The organism is Rathayibacter sp. AC182 (assembly GCF_979253875.1).
The window spans coordinates 42,354-64,620 of record NZ_CEEDEK010000001.1; the positions used below are offsets into that span (position 1 = coordinate 42,354).

Genomic DNA, 22,267 nt, shown 5'->3' on the forward strand with positions numbered 1-22,267 from the left:
AGTCTGCTCGTCGCGCCGGGAGCGTCCGTGTCGGTCTCCCGGGCCCGCGCACGCTCCGGCCGCGCCCTGACCGCGAGGGCGACGCGGCTGCACCTCGCCTGACGGCGATCGTCGAGGCGCAGGACGCCGCGGAGGCGACCCTGCCGCCGAGGGCACCGCGCTCCCTCGTCCGCTCGGCCGCGCTCACCTGCGCACTCCGCTCTCGGCGGAGGCGCCGAGGGCTGGTCGCTCACCGAGCCGGAGGACACTCGATCGCGCGGCGTCGACGGCCGGCTGCGCGCACGCGTGGCGGGCGGCGTCGTCGCGCGCCGCCGCCGACGGCTGGCGGCTGCCGCCGCTCGTCGAGCTGGGGATCCTCCGCCGGGCGGGGGGCGAGCGAGCTCGCTCCCGCACCGCCGAGGACTGGTTCGAGTCGGCCGGCGCGGGTGGAGCTGAGGGCGGGGTCGAGCGCCCGGTCCGGACCTGGACGAAGCTCCCCGGGAACGCGGAACGGGCCGCCCTCCGCGAGGAGGACGGCCCGTTCGGCAAGAAGTTCGCGGTGTCATCGAGACCCCGCGCTCGCTCCCGGAGGAACTAGCGGCGGAGGCCGAGACGCTCGATCAGCGCGCGGTAGCGGTTGATGTCCACGTCCGACAGGTAGCCGAGGAGTCGGCGACGCTGACCCACGAGCAGCAGCAGGCCACGACGCGAGTGGTGGTCGTGCTTGTGCTCCTTGAGGTGCTCGGTGAGGTCCTTGATCCGGCGGGTCAGGACGGCCACCTGGACCTCGGGGGACCCGAGTGTCACCGGGGTGGGTCGCGTACTCTTCGATGATCGCCTTCTTGACATCTGCTTCGAGTGCCATAGGTGGATCCCCTCTCTCTCGTTGCGCGGTGCCCGGCGCCTGATGCGTGGGCTCTCTTGATCCGCGGCCGTCCGAACGGCAACCGGACGAGCTTACAGAGCGGAGCCCGTCTCGGGGCAGGGGCTCAGGCTCGGACGGCCCGGTTCCAGAGGACGACGAGCCACGGCGAGACGAGCAGCTCCCAGTAGACGAGGACGAGCAGGTTCAGCACCACCGCGATCCAGCCGGCGATCGGCGGGCGCTTCTCGCGGCGGCGGGCGCGGATCGACGACACTCCGAGCAGGATCCCGACCAGCAGGAGCGCGTGGATCAGCGCGGTGTAGAGGACGCCGACGGCGAGATCGCTCACCGCGCGGTCGCCGGGGTAGGCGCCCAGGAGATCGAGTACCAGACGAAGAACGAGATCGGCACCGTGACGACCGCGATCGCCATGCCCGACAGGGCGGCTCCGTAGCGGCGCCACAGTGCGGCGACGCGCCCGCCGGACGCCGGGGAGGCGGCGGTGCGGGTCCGCGGGCGGGACGCGGCGCGCGTCGGCGCCGCCGTGCGGGTCGGCGCGGCGGTGCGGGTCGGCGCGGCGGTGCGGGCCGAGCGGCGCGGGGAGTCTGCTCCGGCCGCTCGCGACGCGGGGGCGGCCGGACGTCGGGGCGCGCCGTCGGATGACGTGTCATGCCCACCACCCTAGAGGGTCCGCGCGCGCGTCCCCGCCGGGCCGCAACGCGCGCCCGAGCGCACCGCAGCGCGCCCCGAGCACAGTGGAGCAGGTGGAGCCAGCTCCCGCGCGCGCCCGGCGCGGCCACGTCCTCGACGTCTCGCCGCTCCGGGAGTCCCCGCGTTCGCCCGGCTGTGGGCCGGCAAGCGTGATCTCGGGCATCGGCGGGCAGATGGCGATCGTCGCCGTCGCCTCCACATCTACGAGCTCACCGGGGTCGACCCTCGCCGTCGCGATCCGGGTCGGCGTCGTGGCGCTGGTGCCGACGGTGATCGCGGGGCTCTACGGCGGCATGCTTGCCGATGCGTTCGACCGCCGCCTCGTGCTGCTCCTGTCGGCCCTCGTCGCCTGGGGCTCGACGGCCGGGATCGCCGCGCTCGCCTGGCTGGGCGCCGAGACCCCGCTGACCCTCTACGTCCTGACCGCGCTGAACGCCGTCGCGACGTGTCGTCATCGGGCCACGAGGATGACGCTCGCGCCGCGGCTGCTCCGCCGGAGCTGGTCCTCGCGGCCGCCGCGCTGGGCGGGATCGCCGGCGGCGTGGAGGTCACGGTGGGTCCGGCACTCGCAGGCCGTCCTGGTGGCGGGCGTCGGCTTCCCGCTCACCTACACGATCGACGTCGTCCTGTTCCTCGCGGCGTTCCTGGGCATCGTGGGACTGCCGGCGCTGGTCCCCGAGGGCGAGCGGCAGCGGCCGGGACTCGAGTCGCTGCGGTTCGGGCTGCGACCTGCGCGGGGACGCTGAACATCCGGATGTCGTTCCTGGTCGACATCGTCGCGATGACCTTCGGGCAGCCGCGCGTCGTCTTCCGCCGCGGCGGCGCTCCTGCTGGGCGGGGCGCGGTCACGGTCGAGGTCCTCACCGCGGCCTTCGCCGTCGGAGCACTGCTCAGCGGCGTCTTCTCGGGCCGGCTCACCGGCGTCCGGCGGCAGGGCTTCGCCATCGGCCGGTCGATCCGGGTCTACGGCGCGTTCATCGCGGCGTTCGGAGCGGTGCTCCTGACCGCCGCTCTGGTGCGGCACGACTCTCGGTGCCGAACCTCGCCTTCATCGGCCTCGCCTCGCTCGCCCTGGCGGGCGCCGGAGCGGCCGACAACGTCAGCTCGATCTTCCGGCAGACCATGCTGCAGACCGCGGTGCCCGACAACATGCGCGGGCGGCTGCAGGGCGTGTTCATCGTGGTGGTCACCGGCGGACCGCGGGTGGGCGACCTCTACACGGGTCTCCTCGCCTCGCTGGCGCTGCTCTGGCTGCCGCCGCTGGCCGGAGGGCTCGCGATCCTCGCGATCCTCGCCGCGGTGCTGCGGACGCGGCCGGCGTTCCGCGGTTACGACGCGCTGCATCCGACGGCCTGAGGCGTCCGCCGCGCCCCGGAGCCGGAGCGCGGCGGACGGGGTCACTCCCCGCGAAGTCGCTGGTGCCGCGTCCGTCGGTGAGGTTCTCGTCCGAGACGGCTCCGCTGTCGTCGTCGCGCTGCCTCGACCCGGGTCGGACGGTAGACGTGGAAGCCCTCGTCGTCGTCCTCGAGCTCCCAGACGACCTCGACCTCCTCGCCGTCGATGTCGGCGACGCGGGTGAGGAGCGCTGGGGTGCTCCGTCGACGAGCTCGGGCGGATGCTCTGCTGCTCGGCTCCGCTGTCGAGGATGGCTGTGCATGTGGTGGTGTCCATGCCTGAACGGTAGGCACGCCCGCCCGGCGCTCGCCACCCCTTGCGGCCCCCGGGCAGCCGCGTAGCGTCGCCCCCATGACCGACACCGACATCACCCCTGCCAACTCCGACGACGTCGCCCAGATCGCCGAGCTCGTGAAGAGCGCGAAGATCGGGCTGCTCACCACCGTGAACGCGACCGGGCAGCTCGTCAGCCGACCCCTCGCCGCCCAGGACACCGACTTCGACGGCATCCTCGGTGCTTCCCCAGGACCCTCGCCCAAGGTCGACGACATCCGCGCGAACCCGAGCGTGAACGTGGCCTTCGAATCGAAGAAGGGCTACCTCTCGGTGGCCGGATCGGCGACCGTCGTGCACGATGCGGCGAAGGTCGACGAGCTCTGGAGCCCGCAGGTCGCGGGCTGGTTCCCCGAGGGCAAGGACGACCCCACCGTCGCGCTCCTGCGCGTCGGAGGCCGAGACGGTCGAGCTGTGGGCCTCGGACGAGCCCGGACCCGTGGCCTTGCTGAAGGTGCTCGCCGCCGCGGCGAAGGGCGGACAGCCGGACGTGGGCGAGAACCGCACCGTCTCGTTCGAGTAGGCACCGCTCGCGCGCTCCGCGCGCGATGCCTCTCCAGGTACGCCCCGCACGGCGTGTCGCGTACTGGAGGGGCATCTCGCAGTCGCGCCGAGCGTCAGGGGCCGCCGAAGCGCTCGGTGCGGACGCGCTCGGGGGCGTGGCCCTGGGCGACGAGCGCGGTGGCGACCTCGACGAATGCGGTGGGTCCGCAGACGTGAACGGTGGGCCGGGCCGACGCCGGCAGCACCGCCTCGGCGAGGAGCTCCGGAGTGGCGCCTGCCGGCCGGCCGCATCGCACCGGGCGGAGCGACGCGCGTGTAGACCGTGTCGACCGCGACTCCGCCCCGCTCGGCGGGCAGCTCGGCCAGCGCCTGCAGATCGCGCTGGTAGTACGCGAAGACGGGCGAGCGGACGGAGCACCGCCGAGCATGGGCGCATGAGGCTGCCCGTGCGGCCGTGCTCCCGCGCCATCGCCATCAGCGGCACGAGTCCGCTGCCGCCGGCGATCAGCTGCACCGGCTCGGTCTGCTCGGGACGCCAGACGAACCAGCCGCCGATCGGTCCGCGCACCTCGAGGCGGGCTGTCGCCCGCCTCGAGGCCCTCGACCAGGTAGGGCGAGACCTCGCCGTCCTCGAGCCGCTCGACGGCCAGCTCGACGCGCTCGCCGTCGGCGGGGGCTCCGATCGAGTAGGACCTGCTCGCCTGGTAGCCGTCGGGCGCGGTGAGGCGCACGTCGAGGTGCTGCCCGGCGAGGTGGCCCGGCCAGCCTGGGACGCGCAGGGTGATCAGGCGAGAGGTCGGAGTGAGGGCGCGACCGCCTCCGCCACCGACTCCTGCCACCTCACCGGTAGCGCTCCTCTTTCCACGGGTCGCCGTGCGCTGGCGTAGCCGTTCTGCTCCCAGAAGCCGGGCTCGTCGCCGGGCATCAGGCGCAGGCTCCTGACCCGCCTCGCGCTCTTCCAGAAGTAGAGGTGCGGCACGAGCAGTCGCGCGGGGCCGCCGTGCTCGGCAGCCAGCGGCGCGCCCTCGAAGCTCGTCGCCACCCAGGCCTTCCCGCCGCGGATCTCGGCGAGGGGAAGGTTGGTGGTCAGCCGCCGAAGCTCTGCGCCATGACGTATCCGGCGTCGCTCTCGATGCCGTCGAGCAAGGTGTCGACCGACACGCCCCGCCAGGTGGTGCCGAGCGGACCAGCGCGTCACGCAGTGGATGTCGGTGTGGACGTCCTCCTGCGGCAGGGCCTGGAACTCGTCCCACGACCAGCTGCGCGCGCCCGCGGCCCCGGCGTCGATCGAGAAGCTCCACTCGTGGATGTTCGGGGTCGGCCCGATCGAGAGGCGGGGAAGCCGGTCTCGAGGTACTGCCCCGGCGGGATGTCCGGATTCTCGGTGCGCTTGCCGAAGAAGCCCCGCGTGATGATGCCCATGTCCGCCCTCGTCGTCCTCGGGGCCGGGCCCCGGATCGGTGAAACCGCTCGTCGATCGCCAGGCTATCGCGGGGGCGGCGCGGATCGCCGCTACCGCATCCGGGACGCGCGGGCGAGCCCGGGGCCGGTGTCGGCGGTGGGTGCGAGGATCGGCGCATGAGACGAACCGTCGTGCCGCCGTACCTCCTCGTCCGCATCGCCCGCCTCGACGATCCCGCCTTCGCGCGGGCGGCGCGGGCCGCGAGCCGCTCCTCGAGCAGGACGTGCCGTTCCGGCGGGTCCGGCCGGGCGAGCCGTCCCCCGGTCGGGGCGCCCCCACCGCCACCGCCGCGCCCTCCCCACCGCAACCGCGTCGCCGCCCTGCAGCGCACGATCTCGGACGCGCAGACCACCGAGACGCTCCCCGGCGTCACCGTGCGCACGGAGGGGCAGCCGGCCACCGGCGACGTCGCGGTCGACGAGGCCTACGACGGGCTCGGCGCGATGTCGGCGTTCCTGCGAGAGGCCTACGGCCGCGACTCCATCGACGACGCGTGGCTGCCGCTGGAGCGACCGTGCACTTCGGCGACGACTACGACAACGCCTTCTGGGACGGCTCCCGCATGGTCTTCGGCGACGGCGACGGCCAGGTGTTCCGCCGCTTCACGATCTCGCCCAGCGTGATCGGCCACGAGCTGGCGCACGGGATGACCGAGTACACGGCGAACCTCGTCTACCGGGGGCAGTCGGGGGCGCTCAACGAGTCGATCTCGGACGTCTTCGGCGCGCTGCTCGAGCAGTTCGGCGCCGGACAGGGCGCCGACGAGGCCAGCTGGCTGATCGGCGAGGGCCTCTTCACCGACGAGGTCCAGGGCACGGCGCTGCGCTCGATGATCGCACCGGGCACCGCCTACGACGACGACGTGCTCGGGAAGGACCCGCAGCCGGGCTCGATGGACGACTACGTCGACACCGAGGACGACAACGGCGGCGTCCACATCAACTCCGGGATCCCCAACCGCGCCTTCGCGGTGGCGGCGATCACGCTCGGCGGGACGGCTTGGGAACGGGCCGGGCAGGTCTGGTACGACGTCCTCACCGGAGGGTGCTCACCGCCACCGCCGACTCCGACGTTCGCGGGCCTCAGCGGTCGCCGCGGCGGCCGAGCGCTACGGAGCGGGGTCCGACGTCGAAGGAGGCGGTGCGCACGGGCCTGGAGCACCGTGAAGGTCGAGCTGCCGTCCGCCTGAGCGGGGTTCACGCCGGGTGCGCTGCCGCCCGCGCCGCTCGGAGACCGGGCGAGTACCATCGCGCGCATGGACGTCATCGTGTCGCGCGGCGGAGGATTCGCCGGACTCCGGCGCGTGTGGCGGGTCGACGTGGAGGAGCAGCCGGACGAGCGCGCCTGGCGCGAGCTTCTCGGCTCTCTGCCGTGGGACGAGGACGAAGCTTCGGCCCCGTCACCGCCGCGTGCCGCGTCCCCCGAGCACGCTGCCGGGCGGCCCGACCGCTTCGTGTACGAGATCCAGGTGCAGACGCACCACGTGCGGCTCGGCGAGACGGAGCTCGACGGTGCCTGGCGCGAGCTGGTCGACCGCGTGAGGAAGGCGCAGCCGCGCTGATCCGCTCGGGGCCGATCCACTCGGGGCCGATCCGCTCGGTGCCGATCCGCTCGGTGCCGATCCGCTGTGCGCAGACCGCCGGACACGACGAAGGCGCAGCACCCGAGAGGGCTGCGCCTTCGCCGTGCGTGCGCCCGGAGGGCGCAACGGGAGGGACTGCTTCGTGCCGAGCAGGTCGATCACGAAGATCAGGGTCTTGCCGGACAGCGGGTGCCCGCCGCCCGCGGGGCCGTAGGCCAGTGCCGGCGGGCAGACGAGCTTGCGGCGTCCGCCGACCTTCATGCCGGGGATGCCCTGCTGCCAGGCGCGGATCAGATTGTTCAGGGGGAAGTTGATCGACTGGTCGCGGCTCCAGGAGGAGTCGAACTCCTCGCCGGTGTCGTACTCGACGCCGAGGTAGTGCACCTCGACGGTCGAGCCGGGCTGCGCCTCGGCGCCGTCGCCGACGACGATGTCCTCGACGACGAGGGAATCGAGGGCCGGGCCCTCGGGGGCGTCGACCTCGGGCTTGGTCAGGTTCTCGCTGCTCATGGTCATCGATCTTAGAGCGGGGCGGCCGGGAGCGGGGTGTGCGGGGAGCGGGCGGGTGAGGGAACCCGGGGGACGTCGAGGAGCCCGGTGCTACTGGTTCCCTCGACGGGCCGGGGTTCCCTCGGCAGTCACTCGACCAGGGTGAGGCGCTGTGTGGGGCGGGTCATCGCGACGTAGAGGGCGGCGGCTCCGCGCTCGCCGGCCTCGGCGATCAGGCGCGGACGGGCGATGACGACGAGAGTCGAACTCCGAGGCCCTTCGCCTCGGTGGTGGACAGCACGGCGATCGCGCGGTCGAGACCGGTCGAGCCGCGGCCGACGGCGCGGCCGAACTCCTCCTCGAGGCGCGCGGTGATCGCGTCGAGGTCGGCGTCGGGCGCGATCACGGCGGGGTCCCCTCCGTCGAGATCTCCTGGTCCTCGCGGAGCGCGCCCAGGACGCGGTCGGGGAGGGTCGCGTCGCCGCGGTCGCGGATCGTGCGGACGGGCCACTCCGTCGAGCGGACCGAGCGGCTCGGAGTGATCTCGAGGCCGTTCTGCCGTGCCGTCCGCTCGGCGAACGCGACGATCTGCGCGGGCGTGCGGTAGTTGACGGTGAGCTCCTCGATGCGCCAGACGGGCGCCTCGCCGGCGCGGCCCTGGCGGCCGAACCCGTCGCGCAGCGCGTCGTCCCAGCTCGACGCGGCGGACGCTCCCGAGGCCTGGGCGACGTCGCCGACGATGGTGAAGGAGCGCATCGGGCAGCGGCGGATGAGCACGCGCCACTGCATCGGGGAGAGCTCCTGCGCCTCGTCGACCACGACGTGGCCGTAGGTCCACGAGCGGTCGGCGGCGGCGCGCTCGGCGGTCGTGCCGAAGGCTGGTGCGCTCCGCGAACCCGGCGGCGAGGTCCTTGGCGTTGACGAGACCGTCGACGCCCATGTTGCGGATCGCCTGCTCGGCGTTCTCGATGTCGCGACGGCGCTGCTCCTTCTCGGCCTTCTTCTGCGCGTCGGCGTGGTCGTCGTAGGCGCCGAGGAGCTCGGCGGCCTCGTCGAGCAGCGGCACGTCCGAGACCGTGAAGGGCGCGTCGCGGCCTCGGCGGCAGGAGCGCGCGCTGCGCCGGGGTCCAGCGCGGCGTGAGCGTGGCGAACCAGTTCGGCCGGGCGTAGAGGTCTTGGATCAGCTTCTCGGGGGTGAGCGGGATCCAGGCGGTGTTGAGCGCGATGCGCACGTCGTTCGCGGTGCGGACGTCCTCGCGGAGCACGGCCTCGTCGGCCTCGTCGACCGTGTTGCCGTGGCTGCGCAGCTGGTCGGCGAGCTGCTTCGTGAGGTCGCGGATCATGGTCTTCACGAAGCTCACGCGCGCCTCGTTGTGCGGCTTGCGCGACTCCCGCGCCCGGGTGATCGCCCGCTCGACGTCGTGCGGCTCGAGGCGCAGCTTCTCGCCGTTGACGTCGAGGATCTGCGTCTCGGCGAGGCGACCTGGCGCGAGCGGACCGCGCGGCGCAGCAGCTCCGCCATGCGCGCGGAGCCCTTGACCCGCGCGACGGCCGGGTCGTCCTCGTCGACGAGGTCGAGGCCCGGGTAGAGCTGCCGAGGGTCGAGCACCACCCCCGTCTCGCCGAGGGAGGGCAGCACCGCCTCGATGTAGCGCAGGAACGAGCGGGAGGGACCGACGACGAGCACCCCGGAGGAGGCGATGCGGTCGCGGTAGGAGTAGAGGAGGTAGGCGGCGCGGTGCAGCGCCACGGCGGTCTTGCCGGTGCCGGGGCCGCCCTGCACGACGAGCACGCCGCGCAGGTCGGAGCGGATGATGCGGTCCTGCTCGCCCTGGATCGTCGCGACGATGTCGTGCATCCGGCTGTGCGCTCCGCGCCGAGCGCGGCCATGAGCGGCGCCCTCGCCCTGCAGCGCCGTGCCCTCGCGCAGCAGCTCCTCGTCGAAGACCTCGTCCTCGAAGCGGACGACCTCGCGGCCGCGGGTGGTCAGATGGCGGCGCGCGCGGGTGCCCATGGGGCGCGCCGCGGTCGCCTGGTAGAAGGCGGCGGACTGCGGGGCGGCGCCAGTCGAGCAGGAGCGTGTCCTGCTCCTCGTCGCGCAGGCCGATGCGGCCGATGTAGCGGTGCTCGGTCTCCTGGTCGGCGAGGGTGAGCCTGCCGAAGGCGAGCCTGTCGTCGGCGCCCGACAGGGTCCGGATGCGGTCCTCGTAGAGTCGGGCGTACGCGTCGCGCTCCGGCCGGCTCTGGTGGTTGCCGCCGACGCTCTGGATGCGCACCGTGTCCAGCGCCCGGCGCGCCTGCGCGATCAGCTCGTCCAGCCGGGCGTAGAGCCCCGCCACGTACTCGCGCTCGCGCGTGAGCTCGGTCTCGAGGATCGTGTTCCCGTCCGTCATCGTGCGCCCTTCCCGTGCTGGCCCGTCGCGGCCGGGAGGCGGATCGCGCTCCGGGGGCCGCAGGAAAACAGGCGGTCCGGTCTAACGACCGCGCGAGCCGGGAACCGCGCCGACGGCCGCCCCGCTCCTCGTGGGCCGGGGTCTTGACCCGGCGCGCGTCGAAGGATGCTCGACGCCAAGAAGAGCTCGACCCCGGTCCGAGCAGGCGGCCCCGCCCCCGCCGTCGGGGGTCGATCTCTGTTCCGGCGCCTCTCGTCGGGCCCGCCTCCAGGAAGGGCCGAGCGGGCCGCTGGGATGATGGCGGCGGGGGCGGCCGCGCTCCCGCCCGACGGCCGTCCATCGGCCCCGCCCCGGGAGCCGCCATGACCCCGACCCCCGCGTCCGCGCCCGTGCGGCGCCTGCGATCGGTGCGGGTGCGGATCCTGGCCGCGATCCTGGTCGTGACGGCGCTCGGGCTCCTCGTCTCGGGAGGCGCGTCGTTCCTCCTGCAGCGCGACCGGATCCTGGCGTCGATCGACGAGGAGCTGCGCCAGCAGGTCGAGAGCGTGCGCACCATCGTCGAATCGCCCCAGGAGGCGGTGGTCGTCGAGCCGGACGACGCTCCGCTCACCGCGGCGCCGACCGACGGCTCCGGCTTCACCGACATGGACGCTCTGCTGCGGACCGTCCTCGGGCAGGTGTCCCCGGCTCGACGGGAGCACGGTCGGCCTCGTCGACGGAGTCGCACGCTGGGAGCCGCAGCCGTACGCCCTCAGCTTCCTGCTCGACGACGACGCCGTCCTCGCCCGGGTGTCGGAGGAGACCGCCGCCGGCGCGACCGTGCTGGGCTGGGGCGAGACCGACGACGGGACGCTGCGGTACGCGGCCGTGCCGCTCCGGGTGGAGGCGCGGGCACCGAGGGCGTCTTCGTCACCGCGATCGACACCGACGCGCGGCTGTCGGATCTGAGCGACGTCTCGCTCAGCTACGCGGTGATCGCCCTGGTCGCCCTCGCCGCGACGGGGCTGGTCGGCTGGTTCGTCGCCGGCCGGCTCCTCTCCCCCATCCGCGAGCTGCGCGGCGGACGCGCCTCGCGCATCACCGCGACCGACCTGGGCGAGCGGATCCCGGTCGCCGGCGACGACGACGTCCCGGACCTCACCCGGACGGTGAACGACATGATCGGCCGGCTCGAGGGCTCGTTCGGGCGCAGCGCCGGCTCCTGGCCGACGTGCGGCACGAGCTCGGCACGCCGATCACGATCGTCCGCGGGCACCTGGAGCTCGTCGACACCCGCGACCCCGTGGACGTCGAGTCGACGCGGGCGATCGCGCTCGACGAGCTGGACCGGATGGGGCACCTGCTGGAGGACATCGCGGAGCTGTCCGAGGCGGAGCGCGAGGACCGCGTCGCCCCGCAGCCCACCGCCATCGGCGAGCTGACCCGCCAGGTGCTCGCGAAGGTCTCGGTGATCCCCAGGCCCCGGTGGCGCTCCGGGCCCGTCGCCGAGGTCCGGATCGACGCCGATGCGGCCCGCTGACGCAGGCCTGGCTGCAGCTCGCCGACAACGCGGCGAAGTACAGCCCGGAGGGGTCGACGATCGTCCTCGGCAGCGAGCGGCGCGGCGACCGGGTCGAGCTGTTCGTCACCGACGAGGGGCCCGGCATCCCGCCGGCCGCGCGCGACCGGATCTTCGAGCGCTTCGGCCGGGTCGACGACGGGCGCGGGATCCGCGGCTCCGGTCTCGGCCTCGCGATCGTGTCGGCCATCGCCCGCGCGCACGGCGGCCGGGTCGAGCTCGACTCGGTGCCCGGCCGCGGCACCCGCTTCGCCCTCTCGCTGCCGCTGGAGCGGCATCCGCACGACGACACCGACGACAGGACGAGGGAGCACCGAGTGAGCACGATCCTCTCATCGCCGAGGACGAGGAGCGGATCGCCGCCTTCGTCGAGAAGGGCCTGCGGGCGGCGGGGTACACCACGACGCGCGCCGCCCGCGAGGACGACGCGCTGTCGTACCTCCGCGGCACCCCGTTCGACCTGGTGCTGCTGGACGTCGGAGCTGCCCGGCCTGGACGGGTTCGCGGTGCTGCGGGCGCTGCGGGCGGAGGGGTCGACGCTCCCCCGTGATCATGCTGACGGCCCGCAGCTCGGTCACCGACACCGTCGAGGGGCTCGATCTCGGCGCGAACGACTACCTCGCGAAGCCGTTCCGCTTCGACGAGCTGCTCGCGCGGATCCGGCTGCGGCTGCGCGAGGCCGCCGCGACCGGTGCGGGCGAGGACGACGGGACGCTCGTGCACGGCGGGGTGACGCTGGATCTGCGGTCGCGCCGGGCGACGGTGGAGGGCGGGACGATCGACCTGTCCGCCCGCGAGTTCGCGCCTGGCCGAGGAGTTCCTCCGCCACCCCGAGCAGGTGCTCAGCCGCGAGCAGCTGCTCAGCCGGGTGTGGGGCTACGACTTCGACCCGGGCTCGAACGTGGTGGACGTCTACGTGCGCTACCTGCAGGGCAAGATCGGCGCCGACCGGATCGAGACGGTGCGCGGCATGGGGTACCGGATGGTGGGCTGACGCCCCGGGCTAGTCGTCGGTGTCGTCGTCGACGTCGTCGTCCGGATCGTCGGTGTCCTCGTCGTCGCCGTCGTCGCCGTCGGCGGCGCGGGGGCCGGGACCGGGACGACCGGCACGGGGGCCGTGCCCCCGCTCGGCTGAGCGGGCGGACTCGGCTCGGCGGAGGGCGCGGCGGGAGCGGGCGTCGCGGCGGGGTCCGTCGCCGTCCCGGGATCGGTCGCGGTGCCCGGGTCGGCACTCGGACCCCCGGTCGGCGTCTCGTCGGCCCCGGGGGCGCGGCTCAGGCCGACCGGGGTGGAGCCGATCTCGGTGACCTGCTGCGGCGGCTGCATCGCGCCGGCGACGGTGACGGCGCCCGATGATCGCGGCGAGGCGGACAGCGCGCGCCGACCGCGGGCAGGACGGGACCGCGTCGGGCCATGGGCGTCTCCTCGGGGGTCGTGCCGGTGCGGGTCGAGCGGCGGAACGGGTTCGGTGTCGATGGTCTCACGGGGGCGAGGATCCTTCCGGTGGTGCGGGCGAGCGACCGGGCGGCGAGCAGCGCCAGGCCGGTCCGGAACAGGTAGAGGCAGGCGAGGCGGAGTCGCGCTGCCGTGTCGTGGGCGTCGAGGCGGTGCGGAGGCGCTCTCGGCCCTCTCGGCGGTGCGGTCGACGATCGCGGCGGCCTCGGCGGCCCGCTCGGGCGGCAGCAGCCCCTGCGCGGTGCGCAGCCGCAGGTGCCGCGCAGATTGCCGAGATCGAGCGCGGCCTCGGCCCGCGCGGCGGTGTCGAGGTCGAGCAGGGCCAGGGACCCGTCCTCGGCGGCGAGGAGCTGCTTGTCGTGCAGATCGCGGTGCGCGAGGACGAGCGGCTCGGCGGGGGCGGCGAGGAGCGACTCCGACACGCGAGCGGCCGCCGCGACGCACGCCGGCGCGCTCGTGCGCGGGCCGCTGCGTCGCGGCGTGCGCGGCCCAGGTCGCGACGACGCCGGACTCCGCGGCCGGCCCGTGCTCCGGCAGCTCGGCGGGCGCCAGGGGCAGGGCGCCCACCCCCGGGCCCAGCGCTCCCAGACCGCGCACCGCTGCTCGGGCGTCGTGCGCGGGTCGAGGCCGACCTCGAGCAGCGTGCGCCCGGGCAGCGCGGCGAAGCGCACGAGGCCCTCGGGTCGCCGGCGCGGTGGAGCACCCGGGGCAGGTCGAACCCTGCGGCGAAGACCTCGGCGCTCGCATGGGCGGCCGACTCCGGGAGCGGCGTGCGGGCGCAGCACGCACGGCTCCGCCGTCGGCCGAGCGCACCTGGCACGACGGCCGGGGCGGTGGACGACGACGGAGCCCTCCCGGCGGGGCGGACTCGAGGGCGGGGAGACGGCGGTCGGTGCCGGCGGGCAGGAGCCGGATCCCGCCCGGGGCACTCCAGCGGCCGCCGCGGACGTCGGGCGAGCCGGTTGCGTGCGCCTCGGATCGGCGCCGTCGGGAGCGGGCCAGGCGCGCGTGACGGTCCCGTCACTCCGTCCTCGACGATCTGCGGGCACCGCGCTCAGCACACCGAGCACCCCTCCTCGGCCCGCGCGGGGCGGCCTCGGCGGCGCTCCCGCCAGTCGGGCAGGGCGGTGCGGAACGGCTCGACGGCGCGCAGGAGCACGGCCGAGGCGGTGCGGCGGCGGAGGGCGGCGGGGTCGAGAACTCCCCGTCGGCGCGGTACGCCTCGAGCAGGGCTGCGCCGAGCCCGGAGGACGGCGGCTCCGCCGCGAGGAGCCGCAGATCGCGCTCGGGCTCGTCGGCGCGGACGCGGTCGAAGTCGATCAGGCGCACACCGTCGCCGACGAGGACCTGGTCGGCCGGAAGTCGCCGTGCACGACGGCGGAGCGGCGGCCCGCGCCGGCGAGACCGGCCGCGAGCCGCTCGGGCCGCGGGGCGAGATCCGGGACGAGATCGACGAGGGCTCGGACCGCGGTGGCGACCTCGTCGCCGGAGCCCGCCGGGACGAGGACGCCCCGCACGGCGTGCAGTCGGGCGAGCGCGGACCCGCCCGGGCCGCGCCGCAGGCTGCGGGGGCGCTCGGTCAGATCGCCGTCGCCCCACCACGGGGTCGAGGGCGCCGGAGCCGATCACCGCGAGGACGAGGACGGGGACGCCCCGGTCGGCGAGGGCGCACTGCACGCGCGCGACCTCCACGACGGACGCGGCCGCTCCGGGGTCACGATCTTGACCACGCGCGACGCCTCGGCCACGACGAGCCGGCGGTGCGGGTTGTGCCGCAGGAGGCGGGCGCGCTCGAGCAGTCCGGGCTCGAGCCGCTCGAGGCGCGCACCGAGGGCGAGGCTCGCGATCGGCGCGCGCAGAGGCCGCTCACGGCGCGGAGCTCGGGGTGCTCGCGCAGCTTCGACCCCGATGCGCCGTGCGCGCTCCCGGGTCTTGTCGAGCTTGGCCGGGTCGGCGTACGAGGCGATCCAGCCCGGGCCGGCGGCGGCGTCGAACGCGACCACGACGTCCGCCCGCGCTTCAGCGCCGACGGGTGACGCGGACCGCGAGGCCCAGGGCGTCGTCGAGGCGCCGCGCGTCGAGGAGCTGGCGAGGGCCGAGGAGCGCCGGGTCGCGGCGGGCCAGGTCGGCGACGGCCGCCTCCGTGCCGGGCGTCATGCGCGCACCTCCTCGGTCGTCCCGGGGACCGCGGCGCGGCGGAACCAGGCGGCGACGCGGGGTCGCTGCCGAGCAGCTCCTCGGGGTCGTCCTCGACGATGCGGCCGTCCTCGAGCCAGAGCAGGCGGTCGGCGCCGGCGATCGCGGCGGGGTCGTGCGTGATGGAGATCGTCGTGCGGCCTCGGGTGAGCTCGGCGAGCGACTGCCCACCTGGGCGCGCGCCTCGGGATCGAGGCCGGTCGTCGCCTCGTCGAGGACGACGACCGAGGCGTCGCGCAGCGGTGCCGGCGATGGCGATGCGCTGGCGCTGACCGCCGGACAGGGTGCCGCCGCGCTCGCCGAGCACGGTCTCGAAGCCGTCGGGCAGCGCCTCGGCGAAGTCGCTCGCGTTCGCGCGGCGGGCCGCCTCCTCGACTTCGGCGTCGGTCGCGTCCAGGCGTCCGTAGCGGATGTTCTCGCGGACCGACGTGGCGAAGAGGACCGAGTCCTGCAGCAGGAGCGAGATGCTCGCGCAGGCTCGCCAGGGTGGCGTCGCGCAGATCGGTGCCGTCCGATCGCGGTGTCCGCGACAGGGATCGGACGCGCGCACCAGCAGGCTCGCGAGCGTCGACTTGCCGGCTCCGGAGGCGCCGAGCAGGCACACGTTCTCGCCGCCGCCGATCCGCAGCGACGGGTCGGTGAAGAGCGGGCGGCCGTAGCCGTCGTCGACTCCGATCGCCTCGAACGAGAGCGGCACGCGCGTCGTGACGAGCGGCCGGGCGCCGGGGCGGTCGCGCACCTCGATCTCCTCGTCGAGCAGGTCGGCGACCCGCTCCCCGAGGCCGCGGCGCGCGCCGATGCGGCCGTGTACTTGGCGAGGTCCTTCAGCGGGCGCATGGCGATCTTGAGGTACATCGTGAAGACGACGAGGTCGCCCGGCGTCATCTGCCCTCGAGCGCGCGCCAGCCGCCGCCGGTGAGGACCAGTGCGGTCGCGACTCCCACGATCACGTCGGTGCGGCGCTCGGGCGCGGCGGCGAGACGGCGGGCCTTCACGCCCTGGTGCAGCGCATGGTGGCGTTGCCGCGGTTGAGCAGCTCCCGCCGACCTCGCTTCTCGAGTCCGTAGGCCTGCACGACGCGGATCGCCCCGAGCGTCTGCCGGGCGGTGTCGGCGAGCGCGCCCTCGCCCTTGCGGGTGGAGCGCGAGGCGCTGGTGATCGACGACGAGCTGCGCCGGGAGGGAGACGAGGTAGACGATGGCCGCGCCGAGCGACGGCGACGTGAGCAGCGGATCCAGCCACAGCATCACGACGGTGAGCACGACGAGCGTGATGACGTTGCCGACCAGCGGGAGGCCGGCGGTGACCGCCACCTCCTGCAGGCGGCCGATGTCGCCGACGAGGCGCTGCACGGTGTCGCCCGCCGAGGACAGGGTGTAGGCACCGCAGCGACAGGGCCTGCACGTGCGCGAAGACGCGGGCGCGCAGCGACGTCGCGACGCGGGGCGACGAGGGCGAAGGCGATCGTCGAGAGGTACGCGGTGATCGCGCGCAGGCCCACGAGGCCGAGCAGGATCGCTCCGCACGCGACGAGGAGGCCGATCGTCGCCGGAGAGCGTCCCAGCGTTGGCGCCGGCCGTGGCGCCCAGGCTCGCGCTTGACGCTGTCGATCACGATCTTCAGCGGCCAGGGCTCCGAGCACCCGGAGGATCACCTCGGCCAGCAGCGCGACGAGTCCGCCGAGCATCAGGAGGCGGTGCTCGCGCTGAGTGCGGGCGCACGATGTGGAGGCTGCGGCGCAGCGCACCGGGGTCGGGGGTGGTGCGGCCGGCGCGGCTCATGCGGCGGCCTCCCCGGCGTCGGGCAGGGCGTCGAGGATCCGCCCGAGCGCCCGGGACCAGTCGTGCTCGGCGACCGCGACGGCGCGGGCGGCGCCCGGCTCCCATCGCGGCGGCGGGCCGGGATCGGCCGCGAGGTCGGCGATCGCCGCGGCGACGGCGCCTCGCCGCCCGCGGAGCGACCGACCAGACCGGCGACCCCGTGCTCGAGGATCGACGGGATCTGGCCGACGCCGAGGCGACGACCGGGAGCCCCGCCGCCGAGCGCGCTCGTAGACCTTCAACGCGGCGAGAAGTAGTCCTCGGCGGAGCGAGCCCGGGCCACGGCGCGACCCCGACGTCGAGGCGGGCGAGCTGCACCGAGCATGTCCTCGGGGGCGACGCGCGCCGGTGGCTGAACTCGACGTCGATACCCAGGCGGTCGGCCTGCTCGCGGAGACGCCGGGCCTTCGGGTCCGTCCCCCACCACGACGGGGCGGACAGGCGCGGGATCCAGGCGGGCGACCGCGTCGAGCAGCGTGCCGGCTCCGTGCCACTGCAGCTTCAGGGTGCCGACGAAGCCGACGCTGAGCGGGTGGCCGTCGCGGGGCAGGGCCTCGAGGATGCGGCGGGTGTTGACGCCGTTGGGAGCGACGAGCGGAGCGCGGGCGCCGCGCTCGGCGGCCCGGCGCGCCACCGGGGCGGAGACGCACGCGACGACCGCCGCCTGGTCGAGGACCGCGCGGGTGGCGTCGAGGGCCGCGTCCTCGTCGAGGAGCACGCGGTGCTCGCGCTGCTCGTCGATCCTTCAGCGGCGAATTGACCTCGAGGACCTGCGGGGACGCCGAGCCCGACCGAGACGAGCGCCGAGGCGCGGCTGAAGAGGGGAGTAGCGCTCGTAGACCAGGTCGCACCCGTCGAGCAGGACCGCCTCGGCGAGGTGCACGGCCGCGGCGGCGACGCCGCGCGCTCGCGCTCGGCCAGGATCCTGCACCCGGGTGCGGTGCTCGGGCGCGGGGACATCGGCGAGGTCGGCCGGGACGCTGCCGCACGGCGCGGGCGCGAGCAGACGCGCACGTCGTCGCCGCGCGAGCGGAGGGCGCGGAGGTTCTCCTGGGCGTGGACGGAGGAGCCCTTGCTCCCGAACACGGGCACGCCGAGGTCGGCGCAGACGAAGGCGACGCGCATCGCGCCACCTCCGCCGCGGGAGGCGTCGCGGGTCAGAGCCGCGAGGGTGCGGGCCTGGACCCGGTGAATCGAACTCGCTCTCGACCAGGGCCGCGCGCGCGACGTGCCGACGCCGGCGAGCGTCGAAGGCCGGGTCGGCCACGCGCTGGAGCGCCCGGGCCGAGGTCGTCGACGCGGCCCGGGCGGCAGAGGATCCCGGTGTCGCCGTCGCGGATCACCTCGGGGATCCCCGTGACCGCGGTCGGAGGTGCCACGCAGCACTCCCGTCGCCATCGCCTCCAGCAGCACGGTCGGCGGCCCGTCGGCGTTGCCGTCGCCGCCGAAGGCGATGCACGGCGCGACGAACACGTCGGAGCGGCGCAGCAGGGCCGGCCACCCCGTTCTGCGGCACGGGACCCAGGAGCCGGACGCGCGACTCCGGGCCACGCGGGCGGCGAATCCGCATCGTCGAGCCGCGTCCGTGCAGCTCGCCGCCCCCCGCGATCTCGACCTCGACGTCCTGCCCGCCGGCGGCGAGCATCCGCGGCCGGCGTCGACGAGCAGTGCGGAAGCCCTTCTTCTCGACCAGGGCGGCCGACCGCGGCGGCACGGAGCACGCCGGTGCGCGCCGGGACGCGGCGAAGAAGGCGAAGCGCTCGAGGCTCGGGCCGTTGTAGACGCGGCGGACGCGCCCCGAGGCTCGAGGGAACCGTGCGGCGAGGTGCGGCACGTTGTAGTCGCTCACCGTGACGGCTGAAGCTCGCGTCGGCGAGCTTGCGCCGGAGGTCGGCGGCGTCGACGGACTCGTGGAAGAGGTCCTTCGCGTGGGCGGTGAAGGAGTAGAGGGCACCCCGGTCAGCAGCGACGCGAGCCGGGCGACGGTCGTGGCGCTGGAGGCGAAGTGCGCGTGCAGGTGCGTCACCCCCTCGCGCTGCACGGCGGCGGCAGAGCTGCACGGCCTGCGAGGCGTCCTCGGGGCTCGCCCGCAGCAGCTCGGGCAGCAGGCGCGCGGCGGACTCCATCAGCTCGGGCGACTGCTCGGCGGCCCGCAGCCCCTGCCGGGCGCGCGGACGCCTTGAGCGGCTTGTCGAGGTAGCGGACCGGGGCGCTCACCCGGGCGAGCTCGGGGTGGGAATCGGGGGTCGTCGGGCGCGCGGAGCGAGACGATCACGAGGTCCTCGCCGGCGGCCTCGCGAGCCGGGATCTCCGAGACGACGAAGGTCTCGGAAGCGGGGTAGACCTTGAGGACGTAGGCGGTGCGGGGCATCGGGGCTCCTGGGGGATTCGGGACGGGGGTCTCAGACGGCACGGTCGGCGTCCTTGCGTGCGGTGGCGCGGGCGGCGGCGACGAGCCCGGCGGCGAGCGGCCGACGGCCGAGGAGCCCGTCGAGGTCGATCCCCGAGCGGTGCACCCGGGTGCCGACCCGCGCGGCGAACCAGGCGCCGAGCGACTCGGCGGTGACGTCGTCCTGCTCGAGCACCTCGACGGCTCCGCGAGCGGCGAGCGCCTCTGCCCGCAGCCTCTGCTCCTGCCTGCGGTGCGCTCGGGGCACCACCAGCGAGGGGGCGGTGGTGCTCATCACCTCGCACACCGTGCCGTAGCCGCCCATGCTCACCACCGCGGAGGCGCGGCGCAGCGGCGCGAGCGCATCCGGCACCGAGCGGACGACCGTGGTCGAGGGCCGGCGGCGGCCGGATCGCGCGGCGGTGCTCGGCGGGCATCTGCGGCCCGGTGACGACGACGTGCCGGTAGCCCGCCGGCACCTCGGCCGCGACGGCCGCCTCGGCGATCGCGCGGCCGTCCGATCTCCGCCGACGGTGGTGAGGACGAAGGGCTCCTCGACGACGGAGTGACCGGCGCCGAGCCGTCCGTTCGCGAGGAAGCCGGTGCGGGCGACGAGGTCGTGCACCGGGCGGATCTCCCCGTGGCCGTCGGGTCGTGCACCGTCGGGTCGCCGTAGACCCAGACGGCGTCGTAGAGCTCGCGGACGGCGGCCGCTCCGCCGATCGCCTTCCACTCGGCCGAGGTCGCGGAGCGGCGGTCGAGCACGTCGCGCAGCCCGAGCACGACGACCGCGGCGGAATTCGCTGCGCGCACCGCCCACAGCGCCGGCTCGAACTCGCCGTGCACGCCGAACGCGTGCCGGTCGACGATCACCATGTCGGGGGCGAACGCGGCGAGCCCGGCCTGGACGACCCTCCGCGCAGGCTCGTGAGGGTGCGCAGCTCGACGTCCAGGTGGCGCGAGCGGTAGCCCTGGTCGCCGGTGGTGACCCCGGGGAGCGCCAGCCAGTCCCAGCCGTCGGGAGCGGCGAACGCGGTGGCGGAGGACTGCCCCGTGACCAGCAGCCCGGTCACCTCCTCACCGAGCAGCTCGGGCAGCGCGGTGTTCAGGGCGTGCGCGAGTGCGACGTTGCGCCGGACGTGGCCGAGCCCCACGGAGTCGTGCGAGGTACAGGGCGATGCGGATGACCATGGCGTTCCCCTCGGAGCGGCGATCGCGTCCCGGGGACACGGCGGATCCTCGACCCGTGCCCCAGCCCTCCCCGACGGGGCGTAAGCCCGGTGTGAGACGAGGATGAGAGGCGTCTCATCTGCGGTCCCGCACCCCGGGGAACACTTCGAGGCGCCCGTGCGTTGCACGCCGCATGCCTCCGACGAGCAGCAGCATCACCGCCCCTCCCGCGCCTCGATCGACACCCGAGTCGGCCCGCGCCGGCTGGGGTCGTGGCTCGCCCGCCGCGCCGAGCGCGTCACCGGCCCCCGCGGCGACCTCGCCCTGGTCGAGACCCGCTGGCTCGAGCCGGGTGGAGCGTCGACGAGGCGGCGCTCGCCGGCTACGGCCCCACCGCCACCCTCACCCGGATGCGCCGTCCGAGCCTCGACACCGGCGAGGAGGAGTACGGCTACCGCGTGTGGGACGCCGCCTCGGAGGGCATCCGCTCGTTCGACGCGATCGAGACCTTCCCGTTCGACGCCGCCTGGGTGCTCGAGGCCTGGTTCGAGCCGGTCGACGAGGACCGCACCATCCCGTTCGAGCACCTGCGCGACAACGGCGCGACGCGCGAGCTCGTGGTCCCGGGCGAATGCACCTCTCTCGCTCGTCGACGACGGCAGCGCCCGCGAGTACACCGTGGCGGCCTTCGACGACGGAGGAACGCTGCTCGTCCCTTCGGCGACCCGACCAACCGCTCGGACGACCCGGAGCTCGCGGAGCTACCCCGTGGGCCGCGCTCCTCGTGGTGCAGCGCCTGGGCGGCGCGGCCGACGCCGACGCCGGGGCCCGTCCTCCTGGACTTCAACCGCGCCTACAACACCGCGCCGTGCGGCGCCGCCGCGCTACAGCTCGCCCGCTCCCCCCGGCGCAGGGCGCCGCCTCGGCGTCCCGGTGACCGCCGGCGAGCGCCCGCCTGCTGCGCGCCGCAGCGGCGTGAGCGGCGCCCGCGGAGCCGATCGCTCCCCGCGCATGATCCGCTTCGGGCGCCGCGGAGCGTTCTGGGTGTCGACCCTGGTCCTCGCGCTCTCGCCTGTGGTCCAGCGGAGCGCCGTCGGTGCTCTACCCGGGCTTCGCGGCCCAGTGGGATCTCGCCCCCGTCGTCGTCACCTCGGTCTTCGCGGCCTACCCGCGGCGCTCACTGCTGAGCCTGCTCGTCGTCGGCGACCTCTCGGACGTGATCGGGCGCCGGCTGCACGATGCTGCTGGTGGTCGCGCATCGCATCGCGGTATTGATCTCGGCGATCGCCTTCTCGCTCGCGAGCCTTCGGGTCGCCGCTGCTCTACGCACGGCCGGCGCCCTGCAGGGCGCGTGGGCACTCGCGCTCGCGCGCTCAGTGCGGCGAGCGCCTCCCTCGTCGACGACAACGTCTCGGCGAACCCCCGGCTTTCGCCCTCTCGTCGCTCACGACGGTGTCGACCGCCACCGGGCGCGGCGCTCGCCGCTCCTGCTCTCGGGGGCCCTGGCGCAGTACGCGCCGCTGCCCCGCAGCTGAGCTACTGGGTCCTCGCGCTGGTGGGCGTGCTGGCGCTCGTGCTGCTCGCGCTCACCCGCGACGACCGGCCCGGCGGCTCGCGGCGCTGGCGGCCCCGGCTCCCCCACGTCCCCGCGGAACTGCACACGGTCTACGCCCAGGAGCGACGCTCGCCGTGTCGGTGGCCTACCGCCAGCGGGGCGCTCGTGCTCTCGCTCGGCGCGCAGATGGCCCGCGAAGCTGACCGGCGCGACCGATCTGCTCGTCATCGGCTCCACGCTCTCGCCCTGTCCTCGATCGTCATCGGGATCACCGCGCTCGCGATCCAGCGGGTCCCCGCCCACACCGCGATCATCAGCGGGGCGATCACCGCCATCGGCGGCGCCTCGGACTGGTGGGGGTGCTGCGGCGAGCGGATCCTTCGCCCTCTTCCTCGCCTTCAGCGTGGTCAG

At 75.0% G+C, this 22,267-nt stretch carries 29 protein-coding genes and 5 pseudogenes; 12 read left to right on the forward strand and 22 right to left on the reverse strand.

What is annotated here, in order from left to right; all coding sequences use genetic code 11:
- Positions 1–573 precede the first annotated feature (573 nt).
- Both rpsO and AC0CII_RS00245 read right to left on the reverse strand, forming a co-directional pair.
- Positions 574–844, reverse strand: a pseudogene (gene rpsO, locus AC0CII_RS00240) (30S ribosomal protein S15).
- A gap of 124 nt (positions 845–968) precedes the next feature.
- The gene (locus AC0CII_RS00245) at positions 969–1,193 is read right to left on the reverse strand and encodes a hypothetical protein (protein WP_465228339.1); all 225 of its coding nucleotides are present in this window, start codon (positions 1,191–1,193) and stop codon (positions 969–971) included.
- A 415-nt stretch (positions 1,194–1,608) separates the two neighbouring features.
- On the opposite strand from AC0CII_RS00245, the gene AC0CII_RS00250 reads away from it, so the two are divergent.
- Both AC0CII_RS00250 and AC0CII_RS00255 read left to right on the forward strand, forming a co-directional pair.
- Entirely contained in the window at positions 1,609–2,301 is a 693-nt protein-coding gene (locus tag AC0CII_RS00250; RefSeq protein ID WP_465228340.1) for an MFS transporter, read from the forward strand.
- Positions 2,302–2,587: 286 nt separating this feature from the next.
- Positions 2,588–2,911, forward strand: coding sequence for a hypothetical protein (locus AC0CII_RS00255; RefSeq protein ID WP_465228341.1), 324 nt, complete (start codon positions 2,588–2,590; stop codon positions 2,909–2,911).
- 41 nt (positions 2,912–2,952) lie between these two features.
- On the opposite strand, the gene AC0CII_RS00260 is transcribed toward AC0CII_RS00255, so the two are convergent.
- On the reverse strand, positions 2,953–3,243 hold the full coding sequence (locus tag AC0CII_RS00260) for a hypothetical protein (protein WP_465228342.1): 291 nt from the start codon (positions 3,241–3,243) through the stop codon (positions 2,953–2,955).
- Positions 3,244–3,301: 58 nt separating this feature from the next.
- Between AC0CII_RS00260 and AC0CII_RS00265 the strand changes: the two genes are divergently transcribed.
- Positions 3,302–4,003 (forward strand): pyridoxamine 5'-phosphate oxidase family protein, encoded by a 702-nt coding sequence (locus AC0CII_RS00265; RefSeq protein ID WP_465228343.1) that lies wholly within the window; start codon positions 3,302–3,304, stop codon positions 4,001–4,003.
- On the opposite strand, the gene AC0CII_RS00270 is transcribed toward AC0CII_RS00265, so the two are convergent.
- The 3 genes from AC0CII_RS00270 to AC0CII_RS00280 are packed head-to-tail and all read right to left on the reverse strand — an operon-like array spanning position 3,901 to position 5,209.
- Complete coding sequence (locus AC0CII_RS00270; protein ID WP_465228344.1) at positions 3,901–4,626, reverse strand: FAD-binding oxidoreductase; 726 nt, start codon at positions 4,624–4,626, stop codon at positions 3,901–3,903. The two genes, AC0CII_RS00265 and AC0CII_RS00270, sit on opposite strands and share 103 nt — an antisense overlap.
- The gene (locus AC0CII_RS00275) at positions 4,572–5,075 is read right to left on the reverse strand and encodes a molybdopterin-dependent oxidoreductase (protein ID WP_465228404.1); all 504 of its coding nucleotides are present in this window, start codon (positions 5,073–5,075) and stop codon (positions 4,572–4,574) included. The genes AC0CII_RS00270 and AC0CII_RS00275 overlap by 55 nt, the downstream gene beginning before the upstream one ends.
- Complete coding sequence (locus tag AC0CII_RS00280; RefSeq protein WP_465228414.1) at positions 4,982–5,209, reverse strand: hypothetical protein; 228 nt, start codon at positions 5,207–5,209, stop codon at positions 4,982–4,984. The genes AC0CII_RS00275 and AC0CII_RS00280 overlap by 94 nt, the downstream gene beginning before the upstream one ends.
- 156 nt (positions 5,210–5,365) lie before the next feature.
- Between AC0CII_RS00280 and AC0CII_RS00285 the strand changes: the two genes are divergently transcribed.
- The 3 genes from AC0CII_RS00285 (at position 5,366) to AC0CII_RS00295 (ending at position 6,810) form a co-directional block, all read left to right on the forward strand.
- On the forward strand, positions 5,366–5,872 hold the full coding sequence (locus AC0CII_RS00285; RefSeq protein WP_465228415.1) for a hypothetical protein: 507 nt from the start codon (positions 5,366–5,368) through the stop codon (positions 5,870–5,872).
- Positions 5,764–6,438, forward strand: a complete 675-nt coding sequence (locus AC0CII_RS00290; RefSeq protein ID WP_465228405.1) for a M4 family metallopeptidase — start codon at positions 5,764–5,766, stop codon at positions 6,436–6,438. Before AC0CII_RS00285 ends, AC0CII_RS00290 begins: the two co-directional genes overlap by 109 nt.
- A 66-nt stretch (positions 6,439–6,504) precedes the next feature.
- Complete coding sequence (locus AC0CII_RS00295) at positions 6,505–6,810, forward strand: protealysin inhibitor emfourin (RefSeq protein ID WP_465228345.1); 306 nt, start codon at positions 6,505–6,507, stop codon at positions 6,808–6,810.
- 165 nt (positions 6,811–6,975) lie between these two features.
- Here AC0CII_RS00295 and AC0CII_RS00300 read toward each other — a convergent pair.
- The 3 genes and pseudogenes from AC0CII_RS00300 to AC0CII_RS00310 all read right to left on the reverse strand — a co-directional run.
- Positions 6,976–7,341, reverse strand: a pseudogene (locus tag AC0CII_RS00300) (FKBP-type peptidyl-prolyl cis-trans isomerase); the annotation flags it as partial.
- 211 nt (positions 7,342–7,552) lie between these two features.
- On the reverse strand, positions 7,553–8,386 hold the full coding sequence (locus AC0CII_RS00305) for a hypothetical protein (RefSeq protein ID WP_465228346.1): 834 nt from the start codon (positions 8,384–8,386) through the stop codon (positions 7,553–7,555).
- A gap of 291 nt (positions 8,387–8,677) precedes the next feature.
- Complete coding sequence (locus tag AC0CII_RS00310; protein ID WP_465228347.1) at positions 8,678–9,334, reverse strand: UvrD-helicase domain-containing protein; 657 nt, start codon at positions 9,332–9,334, stop codon at positions 8,678–8,680.
- A gap of 1,023 nt (positions 9,335–10,357) precedes the next feature.
- Between AC0CII_RS00310 and AC0CII_RS00315 the strand changes: the two are divergent.
- The 4 genes and pseudogenes from AC0CII_RS00315 to AC0CII_RS00330 form a co-directional block, all read left to right on the forward strand.
- Positions 10,358–10,876: pseudogene (locus AC0CII_RS00315) on the forward strand (HAMP domain-containing protein); the annotation flags it as partial.
- Between the two features lie 47 nt (positions 10,877–10,923).
- Positions 10,924–11,232, forward strand: a complete 309-nt coding sequence (locus AC0CII_RS00320; RefSeq protein WP_465228348.1) for a histidine kinase dimerization/phospho-acceptor domain-containing protein — start codon at positions 10,924–10,926, stop codon at positions 11,230–11,232.
- A pseudogene (locus AC0CII_RS00325) lies at positions 11,178–11,483 on the forward strand (sensor histidine kinase); the annotation flags it as partial. The gene AC0CII_RS00320 and the pseudogene AC0CII_RS00325, both read left to right, overlap by 55 nt.
- Before the next feature lie 122 nt (positions 11,484–11,605).
- Positions 11,606–12,265 (forward strand): annotated as a pseudogene (locus AC0CII_RS00330) (response regulator transcription factor).
- Positions 12,266–12,545: 280 nt separating this feature from the next.
- Here AC0CII_RS00330 and AC0CII_RS00335 read toward each other — a convergent pair.
- The 13 genes from AC0CII_RS00335 to AC0CII_RS00395 all read right to left on the reverse strand — a co-directional run bounded on the left by AC0CII_RS00335 (position 12,546) and on the right by AC0CII_RS00395 (position 20,285).
- On the reverse strand, positions 12,546–13,511 hold the full coding sequence (locus tag AC0CII_RS00335; RefSeq protein ID WP_465228349.1) for a phosphotransferase family protein: 966 nt from the start codon (positions 13,509–13,511) through the stop codon (positions 12,546–12,548).
- A 235-nt stretch (positions 13,512–13,746) separates the two neighbouring features.
- Positions 13,747–14,403, reverse strand: coding sequence for a hypothetical protein (locus AC0CII_RS00340; RefSeq protein ID WP_465228350.1), 657 nt, complete (start codon positions 14,401–14,403; stop codon positions 13,747–13,749).
- 37 nt (positions 14,404–14,440) lie between these two features.
- Positions 14,441–15,661 (reverse strand): ATP-binding cassette domain-containing protein, encoded by a 1,221-nt coding sequence (locus AC0CII_RS00345; protein ID WP_465228351.1) that lies wholly within the window; start codon positions 15,659–15,661, stop codon positions 14,441–14,443.
- 142 nt (positions 15,662–15,803) lie between these two features.
- Complete coding sequence (locus AC0CII_RS00350; protein ID WP_465228352.1) at positions 15,804–16,235, reverse strand: 6TM ABC transporter family protein; 432 nt, start codon at positions 16,233–16,235, stop codon at positions 15,804–15,806.
- Positions 16,169–16,609 (reverse strand): hypothetical protein, encoded by a 441-nt coding sequence (locus tag AC0CII_RS00355; protein ID WP_465228353.1) that lies wholly within the window; start codon positions 16,607–16,609, stop codon positions 16,169–16,171. The genes AC0CII_RS00350 and AC0CII_RS00355 overlap by 67 nt, the downstream gene beginning before the upstream one ends.
- Before the next feature lie 90 nt (positions 16,610–16,699).
- Positions 16,700–16,984, reverse strand: a complete 285-nt coding sequence (locus AC0CII_RS00360) for a hypothetical protein (RefSeq protein WP_465228354.1) — start codon at positions 16,982–16,984, stop codon at positions 16,700–16,702.
- Entirely contained in the window at positions 16,981–17,460 is a 480-nt protein-coding gene (locus AC0CII_RS00365; RefSeq protein WP_465228355.1) for a hypothetical protein, read from the reverse strand. The genes AC0CII_RS00360 and AC0CII_RS00365 overlap by 4 nt, the downstream gene beginning before the upstream one ends.
- 27 nt (positions 17,461–17,487) lie before the next feature.
- Entirely contained in the window at positions 17,488–18,009 is a 522-nt protein-coding gene (locus AC0CII_RS00370) for a hypothetical protein (protein ID WP_465228356.1), read from the reverse strand.
- A gap of 72 nt (positions 18,010–18,081) precedes the next feature.
- Complete coding sequence (locus AC0CII_RS00375) at positions 18,082–18,768, reverse strand: hypothetical protein (RefSeq protein ID WP_465228357.1); 687 nt, start codon at positions 18,766–18,768, stop codon at positions 18,082–18,084.
- A 99-nt stretch (positions 18,769–18,867) separates the two neighbouring features.
- Entirely contained in the window at positions 18,868–19,113 is a 246-nt protein-coding gene (locus AC0CII_RS00380) for a hypothetical protein (protein ID WP_465228358.1), read from the reverse strand.
- A 31-nt stretch (positions 19,114–19,144) separates the two neighbouring features.
- Positions 19,145–19,504, reverse strand: a complete 360-nt coding sequence (locus tag AC0CII_RS00385) for a glycosyltransferase (RefSeq protein ID WP_465228359.1) — start codon at positions 19,502–19,504, stop codon at positions 19,145–19,147.
- Entirely contained in the window at positions 19,459–20,007 is a 549-nt protein-coding gene (locus AC0CII_RS00390; protein ID WP_465228360.1) for a hypothetical protein, read from the reverse strand. Before AC0CII_RS00390 ends, AC0CII_RS00385 begins: the two co-directional genes overlap by 46 nt.
- On the reverse strand, positions 20,001–20,285 hold the full coding sequence (locus AC0CII_RS00395) for a hypothetical protein (RefSeq protein WP_465228361.1): 285 nt from the start codon (positions 20,283–20,285) through the stop codon (positions 20,001–20,003). The genes AC0CII_RS00390 and AC0CII_RS00395 overlap by 7 nt, the downstream gene beginning before the upstream one ends.
- Before the next feature lie 288 nt (positions 20,286–20,573).
- Here AC0CII_RS00395 and AC0CII_RS00400 point away from each other — a divergent pair, with 288 nt between their 5' ends.
- Both AC0CII_RS00400 and AC0CII_RS00405 read left to right on the forward strand, forming a co-directional pair.
- Entirely contained in the window at positions 20,574–21,488 is a 915-nt protein-coding gene (locus tag AC0CII_RS00400) for a DUF1684 domain-containing protein (RefSeq protein ID WP_465228362.1), read from the forward strand.
- A gap of 60 nt (positions 21,489–21,548) precedes the next feature.
- Positions 21,549–21,836 (forward strand): hypothetical protein, encoded by a 288-nt coding sequence (locus AC0CII_RS00405; RefSeq protein ID WP_465228363.1) that lies wholly within the window; start codon positions 21,549–21,551, stop codon positions 21,834–21,836.
- The last annotated feature ends 431 nt before the right edge of the window (positions 21,837–22,267 follow it).